A 15,469-nucleotide genomic window follows, 5' to 3' on the forward strand; every position below is an offset into this window, starting at 1 on the left:
CTTCAATTTGTCTCTCAGAGAGGTGTTTAGAGTGGCACAAGGTATAATTTCAGATAATTGGTCTCTTCAAGATATATCTAGCTTGTTTGTGGATGGTATGGAGAACGCATCTGCGGATGAAATTGCTATAACAAATGGTGAACATAGCTATAAAGCAGTTAGTTATCCATCAATTCAAACGGAAGCTTTGTTCGATTTTTTAACTGACTTAGTTTTAAGAGATGAGATCTTGGTTGAGGCTAAATTTGAACATGCATGGGTAAAAACAAGCAGCCCGATATTAGCTGCCAAAAACTTAGGTGTAGTTCGGAGTTATCCTTTTTTAGAAGAGCCTCATAAGTTAGTTGAACCACGAAACCGAATAATTGAACATATGAGCTCAACGGAGTCTTTGAAGTTAGCTCACAAAGAAAATGTATTGAGCTGGCAAGAAACTAAAAGACCCCAGCATCCACTTTTATCAGCAACAATGTGGGGTGGAGCCGGAATGTGTGCTCGAAGCTTTGTTTATGAAAAAAGTTATACTCCGCATCCTCTACGCAAGAGGTTCTTTGTTAATTCAGGTTTTATGTTACCTGCGGGTGATGCTTTACATCAACTTACCTCGTTTTTAAACGATGAACAGATGAACAGATGAACAGATGAACAGATGAACAGATGAACAGATGAACAGATGAACAGATGAAGGTATCAAAAAAGGTGTATGGAACAGATTCACTGTATTCATTATTTGTTAATATGCCGGCTATTCCTATTCGCGTTATTCAGGAATCTTCCTCGCCTAGTCAGCTTATTGGGGGCGCGCTCCAAATGAGACAAGATTTTGAAAAATTGAGAGAGTGGTTAAAGTTATTTCAAAATGCGTTGTCTGAAGACAATCTGAAGGAAGTTGCTAACTATCGAAAACAATTAGATTCTGTTTCAGAGTATGTTAATTCAAAAATAGGGCTAGGTTCTGCTAACAAACCAGTATCTATGGAAGCGGGTGTGGGAATTTTTAAAATGGTTACACAAGCTAATCCAGTAAATACTCTTAAAAATCAATTCGGCGTCAGAGCCACGTTGAATAGTTTGATTTTTGGCTCTAACGGCAAGCCAGAAATCAAGAAGTTTATTAATATGTTTGAGCAAAGAGGAACAACTGTTGGTTACGATATAGAGCAGCACTTCACAAAAAATGCATAACAAACGCTTTAAGACGGATTCGCAACGCGTGGCATTTTTACCATGCGTTAAGTTTAGTGATTTAGGTGGTATGCGGAAACATCGTATTACGTTGCTCACCACTTAAGCGGGCGTTAGCTTTTTGGAGAAAAATGGAAGAATTAAAGTTTGTCGTTGATGTTCTTAGTTCCATCGCATCATTTATTGCAATTAGTACGGTCCTAATCGCTTGGTATGTAGGGCGACTAAATCCTCTATCGGTAAAGAAAGTTCTAATTCACGTTAAAGAGGATGAGAAAGTCTATAACTTGTATATTAAGAACCGGAGAAGCTATCCGGTTACTATAGAAAGCATAAGGTGTTTTACCAGTAAAAAGTACCGTATTGAAAAAACCAATAACGGGTCCGCTGAACTTTTGACTGCATTTCCTCTGGATGGCTGTATCTTCGAGAACCTTGGTAAAGCAGTCATTGAACCAAATGGGTATACAAAAGTCACCTACACATCTAGCAGTTATAATGACAACGCTAAAAACTATATGTTTTGTATTGAAAGCTCTCATGGTTACTTTGAAACTCACTGCAAAAACATTCAAAAAGTTACTTTTGGGACCATAGTCCTAGGTATTGAAAGTGCTAAAGAGTTTAAATCTAAGAAGCATGCTTACATGTATTTCTTAAGTTTGAAAATAAAGCATTGGTGTCGTTGGAATAAAAGCTAACAAACTGTTTAAGAGTGATTCGCAACGCGTGGCATTTTTACTATGCGTTGGTTTTGGTGTTTAATGTGGTATGCGGGAGCTTCGGTATTGCATTTCTCACACCTTAACAGGGCGTTATATTAATTATCGACAAGGACAGAAAGTATGCTTTCGAAAGAAACAATGAGAAATGCGAGTTATGTGTACTGTTACTCGGTTTTCATGTTGTGTGCTCTTACATTCGTTTCAATCGTAGTTAGCAAACCTCCGGTTATCTATACGTATAAATCTATTGTGTTTGCTTTGGTGCTCTCAAGTTTCATTATTATAGCCACCGTCTTTGAAGTTAAATTGAGGGAAATGAGAGGGTTTAGTTTAAAACAGGCTGTAATATCACTATTTCCAAGTACTTTGCTTATACTATTTTCACTTCCAAGCTTTGCGTGGTTGGAGTACCACTTTTCAGATTTTGGATTACAAACTGTGGTTAATGTTGAGGATAAGGAAATCATATATTATCGAAATAGCGTTAGCTGCTATGAGTTATCGCTAAGAAATAGTTTTATAAATGGCGACCTTTGTTCATCACCAAGTATGTATGTAAATAGTCCTATACATACTTCAATCGATATAAGATACAAAGTATCCCTTTTTGGTTATCTCGTAAAAAATTAATATAACAAACAATTTAAGAGTGATTCCCCACGCTTGGCATTTTTTGGTTTGGTTTGGGTTGAGTTTAGTGTTTAGGGTGTCCAAGTTGAGTGTCGTGGTAGCGTGGCTCACACCTTAATTGGGCGTTATGTCCTTTTTCCTACCAGTACCCAGCATAAACACTTGCAGCTATGTAGCATGACAACGTATAGGGTAGAAACTTTGTGCAGCTTGCTTTAAAACCGAAGTACGTTTTTTGTAGTCCGTGATAGAGCACATTTTGTGCTTCATTTCGTTTGGTTTGCTTGAGTTGTTTCAATAGGGCTGGGTATTTGCCAGTGTTCCATATATAAGCAGCGACAAACATGAATGTTATTGTAACTCCTAGCTTTGGGTAATCGAGTGAGGCAGATGACAATGCTCCTCCAAACATCATTGGAGCAGCATGTATGTTGAGTATGGTTCTCCATTCCTCAAATTCACCCAAAAACGTATCTAATAGTTTTGACATACTATGTTCTCCTTAATCTTTATCCGTCTATAATGCCAATTGGCTATTATTCAATCAAGGACATAACAAGGCGTTTAAGAGGGATTTGGCACGCGTGGCATTTTTAGTATGCGTTGGGTTCGGAGTTTACGGTGCATTGCAGAAGCTTTTGTATTACGTGCCTGCACCCCTTAACGCGGCGTTATGAGTTTAAGAGAAATGTATGAAAGAGTTTTGTAAACAGTGTTCTAAGCACAGAAACGAAAGGCGTCCTACAACACCCTCAAAACTAGTTAGTGCTCTTGAAATGATAAGGGGTTGCGTTGCTAACGGCGAATTATTGGAAACTCCATTGAACGATGAGCCTTACTACACAAACTTCGATTCCATTAGGACTGGGGAATGGCCAGATATCATTTGGTGTGTTTTTCAGTGCTCAACATGTGGCAAGATATTCGAACTAAATGCCATGACATATGTTGGCACCGCTAGCAATCGTTTTGGTGAACAACTTAAAGAACACTCATAACAAACAATTCAACAGTGATTCGCAACGCTTGGCGCTCTCACTTCGGGTTGAGTTAAGTGTTTACGGCGCAGTGTTTAAGTTCAGTGTTTGCGCTGCTCACACCTTAATTGGGCGTTAGGTTTCTCCGCGGGAAACATCGAATTCGAGGATTTTGGGTCATGGATTATGAAACGAAGCTACAACTTGCGCACAAAGAATTAAGTGACAAAGGTGTTTGGAAGTCGAACTACAATCCTCCACTTGTAAGGTTGTTACGTAAACTTGGACTGTGTTTTCCACCGCCTTATTATCAGAGCTTTTTTGCAAACGTTATGCTTTGTGTGGCTTTTTTTGCCCCGGTCTGGGGAATCTTCCAATCGTTTCTTGTGTGGGACGAACTAGGCAAACCAGTTTTAGAAGCAGTTTATATCTCGTTACTTACTGGCGCATTGTTTGGTTTAGTTATGGCAACCTTCTACTACATTAGGCGCAAGCAATTAAATCTAACAGATTGGGGTTCATTGGGAGAATAAGCCCAAAACCTAACAAACTGTTCAAGAGGGATTCGCAACGCGTGGCATTTTTACTATGCGTTGGTTTTAGTGATTAAGATGGTATGCGGCGGCTTCGGTATTGCGTTGCTCACCCCTTAACAGGGCGTTAGGCATCAGAGGTGTATATATGGATAAAGATGTACCATTTCTTCATTTACTGCAAACGCTCGAAGATATAAATGACTTGGAGCTAACTATTCTAAAGTGCCACCTATTAATTGAAGAAGCGCTAACCGATATCCTTGTTAGTAAAGCTGAGTCACCAAAATATATTTTGGAAGCTAGGTTGACGTTTGCGAACAAACTTCAGATAGCTCGTGCTATGACTGATAAATCATGTGAACCTTGGGTGTGGTCAGCTATTTCTATGCTCAATAAAACTCGTAATCGGCTAGCGCACAATTTAACTTCAAGCGAAGTTGAAGAGGATGTTGATAAATTTGTAGCGTTTATCAAGTCAAATCAACCAATGTGGGCAGCAGAAATGCTTAAAGTGCAGCACAGAGAGTTCTTCTGGGCGGTGTACGTAGTATTTGATAAAACTAAGGTAATAGTAGGTGTTCAGTAAATGCCTAACAAACGCTTTAAGACGGATTCGCAACGCGTGGCATTTTTATCATGCGTTGATTTTAGTGATTTAGGTGTAATGCGGAAACATCGTATTGCGTTGCTCACCACTTAAGCGGGCGTTAGGCAACCCACTGGGGCACATCCTATCCAGTGGGTTATTGATGTTACTTACTTGTATTAAGATCGACAGAAACTTGCTGTTGAGAAGAGTCAGTAGCTGCACCTATTTGTTTTTGAGTGTTGCCTGCATTGTGCATTTCGGGTAGAGCTTTCTTAGGATCAACGCCAGGGTTTATTATTTGGATTGTTGTTGTATTCTCTGTTTTATGGACAATAGCATTTCCGCCTGATACAACGGTTTTATTGGTTTTTGGGTCGTGAGTCGCATGTGGACCATTTATGTATTTGATTTCTTCAATCCCTTCAGCCTTCATCTTTGCTTCAACTTGATTTGCTTGCTGATTTAACAGATTCAGGTCAGGTGTTTCAGTTGGTGGGGGTGGCGTTGTAGCCACAACTTGAGAGTCTTTTGGTGGTATTGTCATTGGTTATTGCTCTGTGAGTTTCGGTTTAGATAAGTATATACAAGCAGTAGATTATAACAGCAAGTTATTATGCACAACTTTGATGCCTAACAATCTGTTTAAGAGTGATTCGCAACGCGTGGCATTTTTACTATGCGTTGGTTTTAGTGTTTAAGGTGGTATACGGCGGCTTCGGTATTGCGTTGCTCACACCTTAACAGGGCGTTAGTACGGGATTGACATCAACGGTAAAAATTTCGGTGTTTATCAGTTCCATTTTCTAGTTTTTCACCGGATCAAATGTGCCTTTCACGTTCTTTCCGGTGGCACTATGTGCGGAGTGTTCGCGTCGATTTCACCGTTTACGGTTTCTAACTTTTAGGCTATTTCTTTGGTGCGGCTTCTTTTGTGTGGTTAGTTTTTAATCCCAAATTCAGTACGTTGGCTTTGTTATCAAAGTTCGATGACCGAATCCTTTGATAATTTGAAACTGGTCAAAATAGGGTAGTTTAGCGAGTTTTTCTTCTAGCCAACTTGCGTTTTGAGGTTAAGCTCTAGTTTGTCAGTTATCCATTTGGCTTCAACGTGTTAAGCCACAAGTTTCGTGCTATATTTCAGCATGTTGGTACAAACCAAAGGTTTTTGGAACAGCGTACTAACAAACAATTTAAGAGTGATTCGGCACGCGTGGCATTTTTACTATGCGTTAGTTTTAGTGATTAGGGCGGTATGCAGCGGCATCGGTATTGCGTGCCTCACACCTTCATTGGGCGTTAGGCATCACTTTATTCTATAGGATTAACAATGATAAAAAATACGAACGATTAGCTATATTCAAAGCTAGGTCGGGTTAAGATCTTGGTACCGTAAAACTTAACCCTTTGAGTCTTAAACATAACAAGGCGTTCAAGAGGGATTCATGCCGCGTGGCATTTTTGGTATGCGGTGAGTTTTGTGGTGAAGTTGGTTTGCGGAAACTTGGTTTGTGCGGCATTCACCCCTTAACGCAGCGTTATGTTCTTGGAGGAAATTGTGGGCTATCAGAGGGATAGGGTAACTTTCAGCGTTTTCCATAAACTGGCTTTAACCATTTACAAATGCCTAAAATTTAAGGTGTTAGGCGAAACAGAAAAGCTAGAGTGGCAGCAAATTTTAGTAGCCGATTGTTTGCGTGTTATAGGGTTTTGTAGTTTGGCTTATTGGCTAGCTTCCAACGTCCAAATGTCGACATCTAGCGATAAGCACAAGTTTTGGTCTACTCATATTTCGGGTATCGCGTTGCAATACGCAGGTGATATGGGTGGTGCTGAAAGAGCATACTTACAAAGCCAAGATTACGGTTGTGTGCTTTCTTTGAGTTTCAGTTTACAACACTTGGGTAAATTAAACGTGGAGCTTGGTAACTATGAACTCGCTGAAAAGCAGTTTATTGAAGCATTGGCTATTCGGACGAAACTGAAGCGTACAGACTTAATAGATTCGACCAACCGAGCAATACAAGGGTTACAAAAGCTACGAACATAACAAACAGTTCAAGTGGGATTCAGCACGCGTGGCATTTTTGGTATGCGTTGGTTTCGGTGTTGAAGTGCCATGCAGCGGCTTGGTCATTGCGTGCTTCACCCCTTAACTGGGCGTTATGTACTTTTACGGAAAACCAGAAAATTATGGATGAAAATACTGAAATTTGGCGGCAGTACTACGAAAAGGCACTGTCTCGCCTACACTCAAAACGCACTGAATTTGCAGCGCAACTAAATGAATCAAACCTCAAAGTAGCTACTGACTGTGGTTGTGGAACAGGCAGTGATATCGAATACTTAGAGAAACAGGGTTTTCAAGTTCATGGCTTCGATATTAATCCTGATTCGGTCGCTATTTGCAGAGACAGATTTGGGTCAAAGCCATTAGTAGATATTACAGAGTCTTCGTTTGAGTTGTTCGACTATCCAAAATCTGGTGTAGTTATCGCAAATTCCAGTTTGTTCTTCGCTGACCCAAGCCAATTTGAATCGACTTGGATCAACATTAAATCTTCAATTGAAATCGGTGGGGTGTTTGCTGGTGACTTCATGGGATTCAAAGACAGTTGGGCTCACAACTATCGTAGTCCTACAACACCGCTATCGGAATCAGAAGTAAAGGCTTTATTCTTAGATTTTGAAATAGTCAGGTTCTTTGAACGTGATGAAAAAGCGAAAACTTCATTGGGTAGAATGAAGCATTGGCATACATATTCCGTGGTCGCGGTGAAACGTACATAACAAAGCGTTCAAGGCAGATTCGCAACGCGCGGCATTTTTACTATGCGTTAATTTTAGTGATTAAGGTGGTTTGCGGTGGCATCGGTGTTGCGTTACTCACCCCTTAATTGGGCGTTAGTACGGGGTTGGCACCAAAGGTCAAAATTTAGGTGTTTATCTGTTTCGTGTCTTGGCTTTACACCGGTTCAAATGTGCCTTTCATGTTCGCTCCGGTGGCACTAGATGCGAAGTTTTCGCTTTGACTTCATCGTTTACGGTTTCTAACTTTTGGGTGATTTCTCTGGTGTGGTTTCTTTAACGCTGCTGTTAAAGTCCTAAGCCCGTATCCTTTGCTAATTTGAAAGCGGTGAGATAGGGCACTTTGGCATATTTTTCTTCTATCCATCTTACGTCTTGAGTTAGTTTTAAGCTTGGCAGCTACCCGTTTGGTTTCAGTGTTTTAAACCATAAGTTTTGTGCAATATTTCAGCATCTTGGCGTGTGCCAAAGGCTTTAAGGGGCGCGTGCTAACAAACAATTCAAGAGGGATTCGTAACGCGTGGCATTTTTACTATGCGTTAATTTTGGTGATTAAGGTGGTTTAAGGTAGCATCAGTGTTGCGTTACTCACTCCTTAATTGGGCGTTAGTTTACCAATAAAGTTCATCACCCTAGCTCCGGAGCTAGGGTGACACCACAATTACAAATGGTTTTGAGGTAGTTGTGATTGACCGAGTACAGCTACGACTAAAATGAAACCGTCTTCTTTTGTAAAGTAAGCTGTGTGTTTGCCTACAGGAAAGTAAAACCCGTTTGGGTAAATTTCATCACAACTCCGACCAACGGCAGGGTTGTCCGCAAGCATCTGAAATCCGGTTAGTAATGTATCTTTATAGTTGCGCCACTGCGTTTCAGAGAAATTGTTGACGGTATAGCTTCTGATTTTTCGCAAATGAGCCTGAGCTAGTTTACTTAATTTGTACTTATTCTTCTGCATAGCTGGTTATAAGGAGTTTAAAAAATCTTCACCATCAACGACATTGCCTTGTGCTAAGTCTTGCTTAGCTGACTCGAAACAATGTTTAAGGTAGTCTGCTTTCATTGCTTCCAGTTCTTCATAGTCTCTAATAGACATTACAACCACGGCATCTTTGCTGTTTTTGCTAATCTTCACTGGCTCGCGTTGGGCGCTAAGAAGTAACTCACCAAAATTACGTTTGGCGTCATTTGCTGTTAATGTGTGCATGATCAATCTCCAAATCTGCAGTAACATTGAGATTATAGTTAGTCGCATGAAATGGTCAATATAATTAAATCGTGCTATTCGTGTTAAAGGTAAACTAACAAAGCGTTTAAGACGGATTCACAACGCTTGGCATTTTCAGTTTGAATCGGTTTTAGTGTTTACGGCACAATGGTTTAGGTAAGGTGGTAGCGTTGCTCACCACTTAACGCGGCGTTAGCTTACAGAGGTGAATATGGATTTTAATGAGAGTGGGAAATTTTTTTCTGATAATTACAAATCGATTCTAGACGAGAACAAATTGGGGTCAGGAAGTAAAGTATTAATCGGAAAAAAGGGAGATGATTGCAGGTTTTGTGGAAAAAACAAACCAGAAACAGATTTCAGAACCATCGCGCATGCTGTTCCAGAGTTTTTGGGGAACAAGAGATTTATTCTATTAACAGAATGCGATCAATGTAATGAGTATTTCTCTAACAACCTTGAAGTGCACTTAGATAAATACACTAGACCTTATAGGTTATTAGCTAAAATAAAAGGAAAAAGAAAAACTCCAAGTTACAAGTCTAAGGACAAGAAGACGAGACACAATTCGAACAATAAAGGTCCTGACCACATAAATTCACCTTCGGATAGTGGTTTTTTTAAATTTGATGAAGAAAACAAGATAGTAACTCAAATATTTGAAATTGAGAGTTATATACCTTCAGCAGTATATAAATGTTTGGTTAAAATTGCTCTTTCAGTAATTCCTGACTCTGAAGTAGAAAACTTTAAAGACACAATAAAATGGATAAACACTAAGGATCATAGTATCGGATATATTAATCCGTTGCACGTGTACCAGGCATTTATACCAGGGTTTAAGCCGATAAATGAATCATTTGTTGATGTATTAAAAAAACAGGATTTAGTCTCAACATTTCCTGCTTACTGGTTGATAATAGGTTTTGGAAATATCGTTTATCAAATTATAATTCCTTCTAGCTTAAATTCTTCGATCAAGTTTAGAGAGTTATTCTTTCCTTTACCATTTGATTTTGATTGGCCTTTTGGTTCAGTTATTAGAAGTACCGAGGATTTAACAAGTCATGAATTGGTTGAAGGTAGAAAACTTCCTATTCAATCATCGTTTGATAAGTTAGAAATGAAAGAAGAGTACATAGGGAAGTCGTTTAGTGAGTTGGGTATAAAGTACCCGTAGAAAGCTAACAAACTGTTCAAGAGTGATTCGCAACGCGTGGCATTTTTACTATGCGTTGATTTAAGTGTTTAAGGTGGTATGCGGCGACTTTGGTATTGCGTTGCTCACCCCTTAACAGGGCGTTAGCTTTCCATCAGCTAGACAGTTGCTACTTATTCCAATCACATTAGCAGAGATTATAAGGCGGAAGTAATGGTAAAATATGCAGTATTGTCATTAGCTAGCTATCTTGTGCTGGTTTTTTTCTCTATATACGTGGGAAGGGAATTTTCAATCCCTATGTTTCAGGGAAATAATATTGTTGCGTTATTGCTACCTATCATAGTTCTTAGCTATAAATTGAGCATCTATAAAGGCTTTAGCAAGAAAAAAGTATTTATGGCATTTATTATTTCAGGAATCTATTGTGCAGTTTCGAGCGTCGTTTCACATGTTCAGCAAGCTAAGATTTTGGGTATTTTAGAAGCTAGCTTTGTGATTTTGTTTCCTTTTACTTTGCTATGTGCACTAATGGCTGCAAAACGCATATAAAGCTAACAAGGCGTTTAAGGCGGATTCACAACGCTTGGTGGTTTTGGTTCAAGTCAGCTTAAGTGTTTAAGGTACAATGGTTTAAGTTTGGTGGTTAGCGTTGTTCACCACTTAACGCGGCGTTATACGTTGCGCATAAAATTAAGCAATTAGAAGGATTTAAAGCTTATGATTACTTGCTATGTCAGGTACGTGATTGACCCAAAAAAGGTCAAAGAATTTGAAGAATATGCAAAAATGTGGATTCCACTTGTTGAGAAGTTCGGTGGTCAGCACAATGGCTATTTTCTACCGTCAGAAGGTGCGAATAATATAGCTCTAGCTTTGTTCACATTTGAAAGCTTATCGGCATATGAAGAGTATCGTCTAAAATCTTTAAATGATCCCGAGTGTATTGAAGCTTTTGAGTTTGCAGATAAAGTAGACTGCATTATTAGCTATGAACGTAGCTTTTTCAGACCAGTGCTCGGGTAGAGAAGCAACGTATAACAATCTGTTTAAGAGTGATTCGCAACGCGTGGCATTTTTACTATGCGTTGCGTTCAGTGTTTAAGGTGTTATGCGGAAGCATCGGTATTGCGTTGCTCACACCTTAACAGGGCGTTAAGTGCAATCAGAGAAAGTCACATCAAAAAGTAGGGAACTATGAGCATTAATATAAAATGGGATGGTGATTGTCGTTTTAAAGTGTCAACCGAAGGCGGCTTTACGTTTAATGTTGACGCTACAAGTGAGACAGCCCCTTGTCCAACGGAAGTTCTATTGTCGGCTTTAGGTTCATGTAGTGCTACGGATGTCGTCTTGTTACTACAAGATCAAGGTTTTGAAGTTAAAGGCCTAGAAAATAAGGTTAGTTTCGCCCTAACGGAATCAGAACCTCGTTTATATAAATCCGCAAACTTACACTTTACAGTAAATGGCAGTGGTTTTAAGGAGTCTGACATTTTGCGAGCAGCTCAAGAGGCGGTGGAAAAGCATTGTCATGTTTGTCTTATGTTAAGCCCTACGATCGATATCACTTGTTCAGCTGAAGTGGGTAAAAATTGCACTTAACCAAGCGTTTAAGAGGGATTCACAACGCTTGGCATTCTTGGTTTGAATCGGCTTTAGTGATTACTGCACAATGGTTTAGGTTGGGTGGTATCGTTGTTCACCCCTTAGCAGGGCGTTAGGTGCTTGAAGGAAAAGGTAAGTATGGAAATTGCTTTTCAGCGGATAAACATTGATGATTTCGAATTGTGCGTGGCTGCGAGAAAAATGCATACTTTTGTAGTTTTGAGCATTACGATGGTTTCGACGACTTCATCAGAGGTTATCGTGAGCGAGTATTAGAACGGTTAGCAACATCAGGATGGTTCTATATCCATATATTTGTAGATGGTCAGTTTGCAGGGCAGTTAGAGTTTCGTAGCTTTTCACCCGAGCCGGAGACTGGCTATGTGCATCTCATTTACTTAAAGCCGAATTTTCGTGGTTCAGGACTCGCTGCAAAAGTGCAGGATTATATTGTAAGCACTTTGAGTAAAGCGGGTTGTTTGCGTGCTGTACTTTCAGTAAGCCGAACTAACCATCGAGCTCTCACATTCTATAAGCGCCATGGTTGGAAGTTTGTACGCAAGAATCCCAAGCACGAAGAAACAGACTTTTACCAACTTTGGCTACGCACCTAACAAACTGTTCAAGAGGGATTCGCAACGCGTGGCATTTTTACTATGCGTTGGCTTTAGTTATTAAGGTGGTTTGCTGCGGCTCTTGTATTGCGTTGCTCACCCCTTAACAGGCCGTTATGGCGCAGGGCAAAATTCAGCTAAGGGAACTAGATGAGTGATAAAGTTAAAGTAGCCTTACAGTGGCTCAAAGAGATCTTGGATGCAGAGGTTGTGGAGTATCAAATAGTAGGTGGATTAGCGGCAACTATTCATGGTGGAAGTCGGGAAATCGCAGATATAGATCTTTACATTCGAAACTCAGACTCAGACAAAGTGCTATCGCATGTAGCAAAATACATATCCAAACCGTTAACTCATTATGCCGAATATGGTTGGGATCTAGAGTATTTCCAATTGGTTTACCAAAATCAAAAAATTGAAATCGGTTTGTCTGAACATACTAAGATACAATCACGTCAAGATGGCTCTTGGCACCAGCTTGAAATCTACTTTTCAGAATCAGTTATTAAAGATTATCAAGGTATCGAGTTGCCAGTTATCCCAGTTCATCGTTTAGTCGAGTACAAGCGGATATTGGGCAGGGAAGTTGACCAAATTGACATACAAGAGCTAACGTTGAGTGGAGCGCCATAACAAACAATTTAAGAGTGATTCAGCACGCGTGGCATTTTTGTTATGCGGTGGTTTCTGTGTTGAAGTACCATGCAGCAGCATAGGTATTGCGTGCTTTACACCTTAATTGGGCGTTATGTACTTTGGAGAAAATATGGAAGTAGTTTCTACTGAAAATCACGTCTCAGAATATCCCAATCCGTTTTATTTGAAACAAGGCGATAAAGTAGCTCTAGGTACAATTGACGACGAGTTTCCCAACTGGATCTTTATAACCAGCAGTGAAGGGGAACAGGGTTGGGCTCCAGTTCAATATATCGAAAAGATTGAAGGTTTCTCTGAAGGAATCTTGCTTAAAGACTATGACAATGTTGAGCTCAATACTGTCATTGGTGAAAAACTATCAGTTCTATTCGAACTCAATGAGTGGTATCGCGTTTCGAGGTCAACGGGTGAAGTCGGTTGGGTACCAGTGCGCTCGGTACAACGTACATAACAAACAATTTAAGAGGGATTCCCAACGCTTGGCATTTTTGCTTCTACTTCAACTTTAGTGGTTACGGTACAATGCCTTAGGTTGAGGGTGGTAGCGTTGCTCACCCCTTAATTGGGCGTTATGCGACAGGGAGATAGTTTCAATGTTGAGTGAAAAACAATTAGAAGACTTCATTATTACTGCGGTGAATGAAGATATCATTCAATTAGAGGAGCGTGGATTTCCCCTTCCAGATAACGCAAAAGTATATCGGCAAGTAAGGCTAGGCGGCTATGGGATAGTTGATTTGGTTGCTGTAGGAAGGGGTAGTGATGATGACAAGCTACAGATATGTTTATACGAGCTTAAACGTGATTCTATAGGGGCTTCAAATATTCTCCAATTAACTCAATATCTTGGTGGAATTACCCAATGGTTATCTGAGCTTTATGACGACGATGAGTATGAGCTTATGGGATATTTGATGGCTCCAAGTTTTGATAGTTTTCTATCGTATTTTGTTTCTCAATTCATAGAGTTTTACACGATCAATTATGAACCTTTTAACGGTGTTTCGTTTACTAGGCACTGCTATGGTGGTTTTACCGGATACGAATGCAATAAAGTAGAGTTAGAAATACCACCTCAGTCGTTAGGGCATAAAATCGCATAACAAACTGTTTAAGAGGGATTCGCAACGCGTGGCATTTCCGCTATGCGTTCGTTTTAGTGTTTAAGGTGGTATGCGGCGACTTCGGTATTGCGTTGCTCACCCCATAACAAGGCGTTATGTGTTTACTCGGCAAATACGCGAATTCTATGGTTGTCAGGATCAATCGCAACAAATGTTATTCCGTAAATTTGCTCGATTGGCTCCAACAGGAACTGAATACCTTTGTGACTCCAGTCTTGGAACAAGCAATGCAGAGTATCTCGGTTATTTATCAAAATTGAAATTTCTGTGCCGCCGCCAGTAATGCTTGAACTTGGATTGCAGTGAGCAGGTTGCTTTAGTTCTAATAGTGGGCCATCTGGCAATTTAAACGAAACAAAAGTAGGCGAAAGTGCCTGAGCCTTGCAGGATAGTCTCTTTTCGTAAAACTCTTGGCTTATTTGAATGTTCTCTACGTAAAGCACGATAGAATCAATAGTAATCATGGTATATCCCTACTGTTCACTCTATACTTTTCTCGAGTCAGAAATTATCAGTAGCGTGTAGAACAAACACATAACAAGGCGTTCAAGAGGGATTCATGCCGCGTGGCATTTTTGGTATGCGGTTGGTTTTGGTGGTGAAAGTGGTTTGCGGGAAGTTGGTTTGTGCGGCATTCACCCCTTAATGCGGCGTTAGCTGTTTGAGGTGGTTGCAGCAACATCGGTATTGCGTTGCTCACCCCTTAACATGGCGTTATGCGACAGGGCAAAGTTTTTAGGTTTCTTCTATCTCGTTCTCTTTAACCATTCGTTTTCCGGTGTCGGCAAATCAGCATTGTCGGCTTAAATTTTTGAATCACTGAAACCGTAAAACATGCCAAAGTTCGTGAAATTGCCTCATTGAAAATCGCATTTGGTCGTGGAAAATTATCAGGCGCAAAGTGTGGAAAGGGCAAGTTTATGGAAGTTAGTATTCGCTGAAACTCCGGCTCGTTAAGTTTCTTGCAAGCAAAAGCTAATTCTTCGCTTTAAGGCCGCCGCGTTCCGCGCTCGTGGAAAGCCTTTCAAGAAATGTTGAGTTCGTTGGTTCTTGAATCACAAAAAGTCACCTGCGCGTTTGTAGTTTTTCGTGTTTAAGGTAATGTTTTCGTTGACCAATTTGGCGTTATCGAAAATTCTTCGAGGCGCAGGAGCTGCCAATTCTTAGAATCTTAACTGACCGAGGCGCGGAATATTGCGGTTGGGTTAAGCAGTATGATTATCAGCTCTACTTAGCGATTGATGATATCGACCATACCAAGACGAAAGCTATGTCGCCACAAACAAACGGGATTTGCGAACGCTTCCACAAAACCATATTGAATGAGCTCTATCAAGTTACGTTCAGAAAGAAACTGTATGGCTCAATGGAAGTGTTGCAGAAAGATCTGGGCGAATGGATGGAGTACTACAACAATCATCGTACTCATCAAGGAAAAATGTGCTGTGGCAGAACGCCAATAGAAACATTAGAGGATGGGAAATCAATCTGGGCTGAAAGGAATCTAGCCCAGATATAATATGACAGACACCGAGTCTAAAAGTGGGTAGCTGTCAGCTCAGGTCTGAATTCGTACACTTTAGGGTATGTCGTTTCTAAATGAGAGGTTATGTGCAGCTATTATTTCTCTAA

At 40.2% G+C, this 15,469-nt stretch carries 19 protein-coding genes and 2 pseudogenes; 16 read left to right on the forward strand and 5 right to left on the reverse strand.

Going from position 1 to position 15,469, the window contains the following annotated elements; translation table 11 throughout:
* Positions 1-31 precede the first annotated feature (31 nt).
* The 3 genes from ACF8OV_RS13935 (at position 32) to ACF8OV_RS13945 (ending at position 1,886) form a co-directional block, all read left to right on the forward strand.
* Positions 32-637 (forward strand): hypothetical protein, encoded by a 606-nt coding sequence (locus ACF8OV_RS13935; RefSeq protein WP_203505339.1) that lies wholly within the window; start codon positions 32-34, stop codon positions 635-637.
* Between the two features lie 44 nt (positions 638-681).
* Entirely contained in the window at positions 682-1,185 is a 504-nt protein-coding gene (locus ACF8OV_RS13940; protein ID WP_203505340.1) for a hypothetical protein, read from the forward strand.
* A gap of 131 nt (positions 1,186-1,316) precedes the next feature.
* Complete coding sequence (locus ACF8OV_RS13945; RefSeq protein ID WP_025523783.1) at positions 1,317-1,886, forward strand: hypothetical protein; 570 nt, start codon at positions 1,317-1,319, stop codon at positions 1,884-1,886.
* 793 nt (positions 1,887-2,679) lie between these two features.
* Here the strand turns inward: ACF8OV_RS13945 and ACF8OV_RS13950 are convergent.
* Complete coding sequence (locus tag ACF8OV_RS13950; protein WP_203505343.1) at positions 2,680-3,030, reverse strand: hypothetical protein; 351 nt, start codon at positions 3,028-3,030, stop codon at positions 2,680-2,682.
* Between the two features lie 666 nt (positions 3,031-3,696).
* Here ACF8OV_RS13950 and ACF8OV_RS13955 point away from each other — a divergent pair.
* Positions 3,697-4,050 carry a DUF6404 family protein gene (locus ACF8OV_RS13955; protein ID WP_203505344.1) on the forward strand — a complete coding sequence of 118 codons (354 nt, stop codon included), beginning with the start codon at positions 3,697-3,699 and terminating at the stop codon, positions 4,048-4,050.
* A gap of 148 nt (positions 4,051-4,198) precedes the next feature.
* Positions 4,199-4,639, forward strand: a complete 441-nt coding sequence (locus tag ACF8OV_RS13960; protein WP_047734447.1) for a hypothetical protein — start codon at positions 4,199-4,201, stop codon at positions 4,637-4,639.
* 166 nt (positions 4,640-4,805) lie between these two features.
* Here ACF8OV_RS13960 and ACF8OV_RS13965 read toward each other — a convergent pair whose 3' ends face one another.
* Positions 4,806-5,186 carry a hypothetical protein gene (locus ACF8OV_RS13965; protein ID WP_203505325.1) on the reverse strand — a complete coding sequence of 127 codons (381 nt, stop codon included), beginning with the start codon at positions 5,184-5,186 and terminating at the stop codon, positions 4,806-4,808.
* Positions 5,187-6,356: 1,170 nt separating this feature from the next.
* On the opposite strand from ACF8OV_RS13965, the gene ACF8OV_RS13970 reads away from it, so the two are divergent.
* Together ACF8OV_RS13970 and ACF8OV_RS13975 are read left to right on the forward strand one after the other, a co-directional pair.
* Positions 6,357-6,689, forward strand: coding sequence for a tetratricopeptide repeat protein (locus ACF8OV_RS13970; RefSeq protein WP_225311888.1), 333 nt, complete (start codon positions 6,357-6,359; stop codon positions 6,687-6,689).
* A gap of 143 nt (positions 6,690-6,832) precedes the next feature.
* Positions 6,833-7,429 (forward strand): bifunctional 2-polyprenyl-6-hydroxyphenol methylase/3-demethylubiquinol 3-O-methyltransferase UbiG, encoded by a 597-nt coding sequence (locus ACF8OV_RS13975; RefSeq protein ID WP_203505328.1) that lies wholly within the window; start codon positions 6,833-6,835, stop codon positions 7,427-7,429.
* A gap of 679 nt (positions 7,430-8,108) precedes the next feature.
* Here ACF8OV_RS13975 and ACF8OV_RS13980 read toward each other — a convergent pair.
* Positions 8,109-8,405, reverse strand: coding sequence for a type II toxin-antitoxin system RelE/ParE family toxin (locus ACF8OV_RS13980; RefSeq protein WP_203505356.1), 297 nt, complete (start codon positions 8,403-8,405; stop codon positions 8,109-8,111).
* A 6-nt stretch (positions 8,406-8,411) separates the two neighbouring features.
* Entirely contained in the window at positions 8,412-8,654 is a 243-nt protein-coding gene (locus ACF8OV_RS13985; protein WP_080608911.1) for a type II toxin-antitoxin system Phd/YefM family antitoxin, read from the reverse strand.
* 232 nt (positions 8,655-8,886) lie between these two features.
* Between ACF8OV_RS13985 and ACF8OV_RS13990 the strand changes: the two genes are divergently transcribed.
* The 8 genes and pseudogenes from ACF8OV_RS13990 (at position 8,887) to ACF8OV_RS14025 (ending at position 13,816) form a co-directional block, all read left to right on the forward strand.
* Positions 8,887-9,855: an HNH endonuclease gene (locus ACF8OV_RS13990; RefSeq protein ID WP_203505357.1), complete on the forward strand. Its 969-nt coding sequence runs from the start codon at positions 8,887-8,889 to the stop codon at positions 9,853-9,855.
* 192 nt (positions 9,856-10,047) lie between these two features.
* Complete coding sequence (locus tag ACF8OV_RS13995) at positions 10,048-10,386, forward strand: hypothetical protein (protein ID WP_053312739.1); 339 nt, start codon at positions 10,048-10,050, stop codon at positions 10,384-10,386.
* Between the two features lie 168 nt (positions 10,387-10,554).
* On the forward strand, positions 10,555-10,860 hold the full coding sequence (locus ACF8OV_RS14000; RefSeq protein ID WP_130191722.1) for an NIPSNAP family protein: 306 nt from the start codon (positions 10,555-10,557) through the stop codon (positions 10,858-10,860).
* Positions 10,861-11,031: 171 nt separating this feature from the next.
* Positions 11,032-11,439, forward strand: coding sequence for an OsmC family protein (locus ACF8OV_RS14005; RefSeq protein ID WP_258495746.1), 408 nt, complete (start codon positions 11,032-11,034; stop codon positions 11,437-11,439).
* A 141-nt stretch (positions 11,440-11,580) separates the two neighbouring features.
* Positions 11,581-12,056: pseudogene (locus ACF8OV_RS14010) on the forward strand (GNAT family N-acetyltransferase).
* Positions 12,057-12,206: 150 nt separating this feature from the next.
* Positions 12,207-12,689, forward strand: a complete 483-nt coding sequence (locus ACF8OV_RS14015) for a MazG-related protein (protein WP_203505090.1) — start codon at positions 12,207-12,209, stop codon at positions 12,687-12,689.
* A 133-nt stretch (positions 12,690-12,822) separates the two neighbouring features.
* Positions 12,823-13,164 (forward strand): SH3 domain-containing protein, encoded by a 342-nt coding sequence (locus ACF8OV_RS14020; protein ID WP_026028255.1) that lies wholly within the window; start codon positions 12,823-12,825, stop codon positions 13,162-13,164.
* 142 nt (positions 13,165-13,306) lie between these two features.
* On the forward strand, positions 13,307-13,816 hold the full coding sequence (locus ACF8OV_RS14025) for a hypothetical protein (protein WP_203505088.1): 510 nt from the start codon (positions 13,307-13,309) through the stop codon (positions 13,814-13,816).
* A gap of 122 nt (positions 13,817-13,938) precedes the next feature.
* Here the strand turns inward: ACF8OV_RS14025 and ACF8OV_RS14030 are convergent, their stop codons facing one another.
* The gene (locus ACF8OV_RS14030; RefSeq protein ID WP_083151222.1) at positions 13,939-14,301 is read right to left on the reverse strand and encodes a glyoxalase; all 363 of its coding nucleotides are present in this window, start codon (positions 14,299-14,301) and stop codon (positions 13,939-13,941) included.
* A gap of 671 nt (positions 14,302-14,972) precedes the next feature.
* Between ACF8OV_RS14030 and ACF8OV_RS14035 the strand changes: the two are divergent.
* Positions 14,973-15,356: pseudogene (locus ACF8OV_RS14035) on the forward strand (integrase core domain-containing protein); the annotation flags it as partial.
* Positions 15,357-15,469: the final 113 nt, after the last annotated feature.

It is taken from the genome of Vibrio sp. GLN_1 (assembly GCF_043106015.1).
GTDB lineage: Bacteria > Pseudomonadota > Gammaproteobacteria > Enterobacterales > Vibrionaceae > Vibrio > Vibrio parahaemolyticus.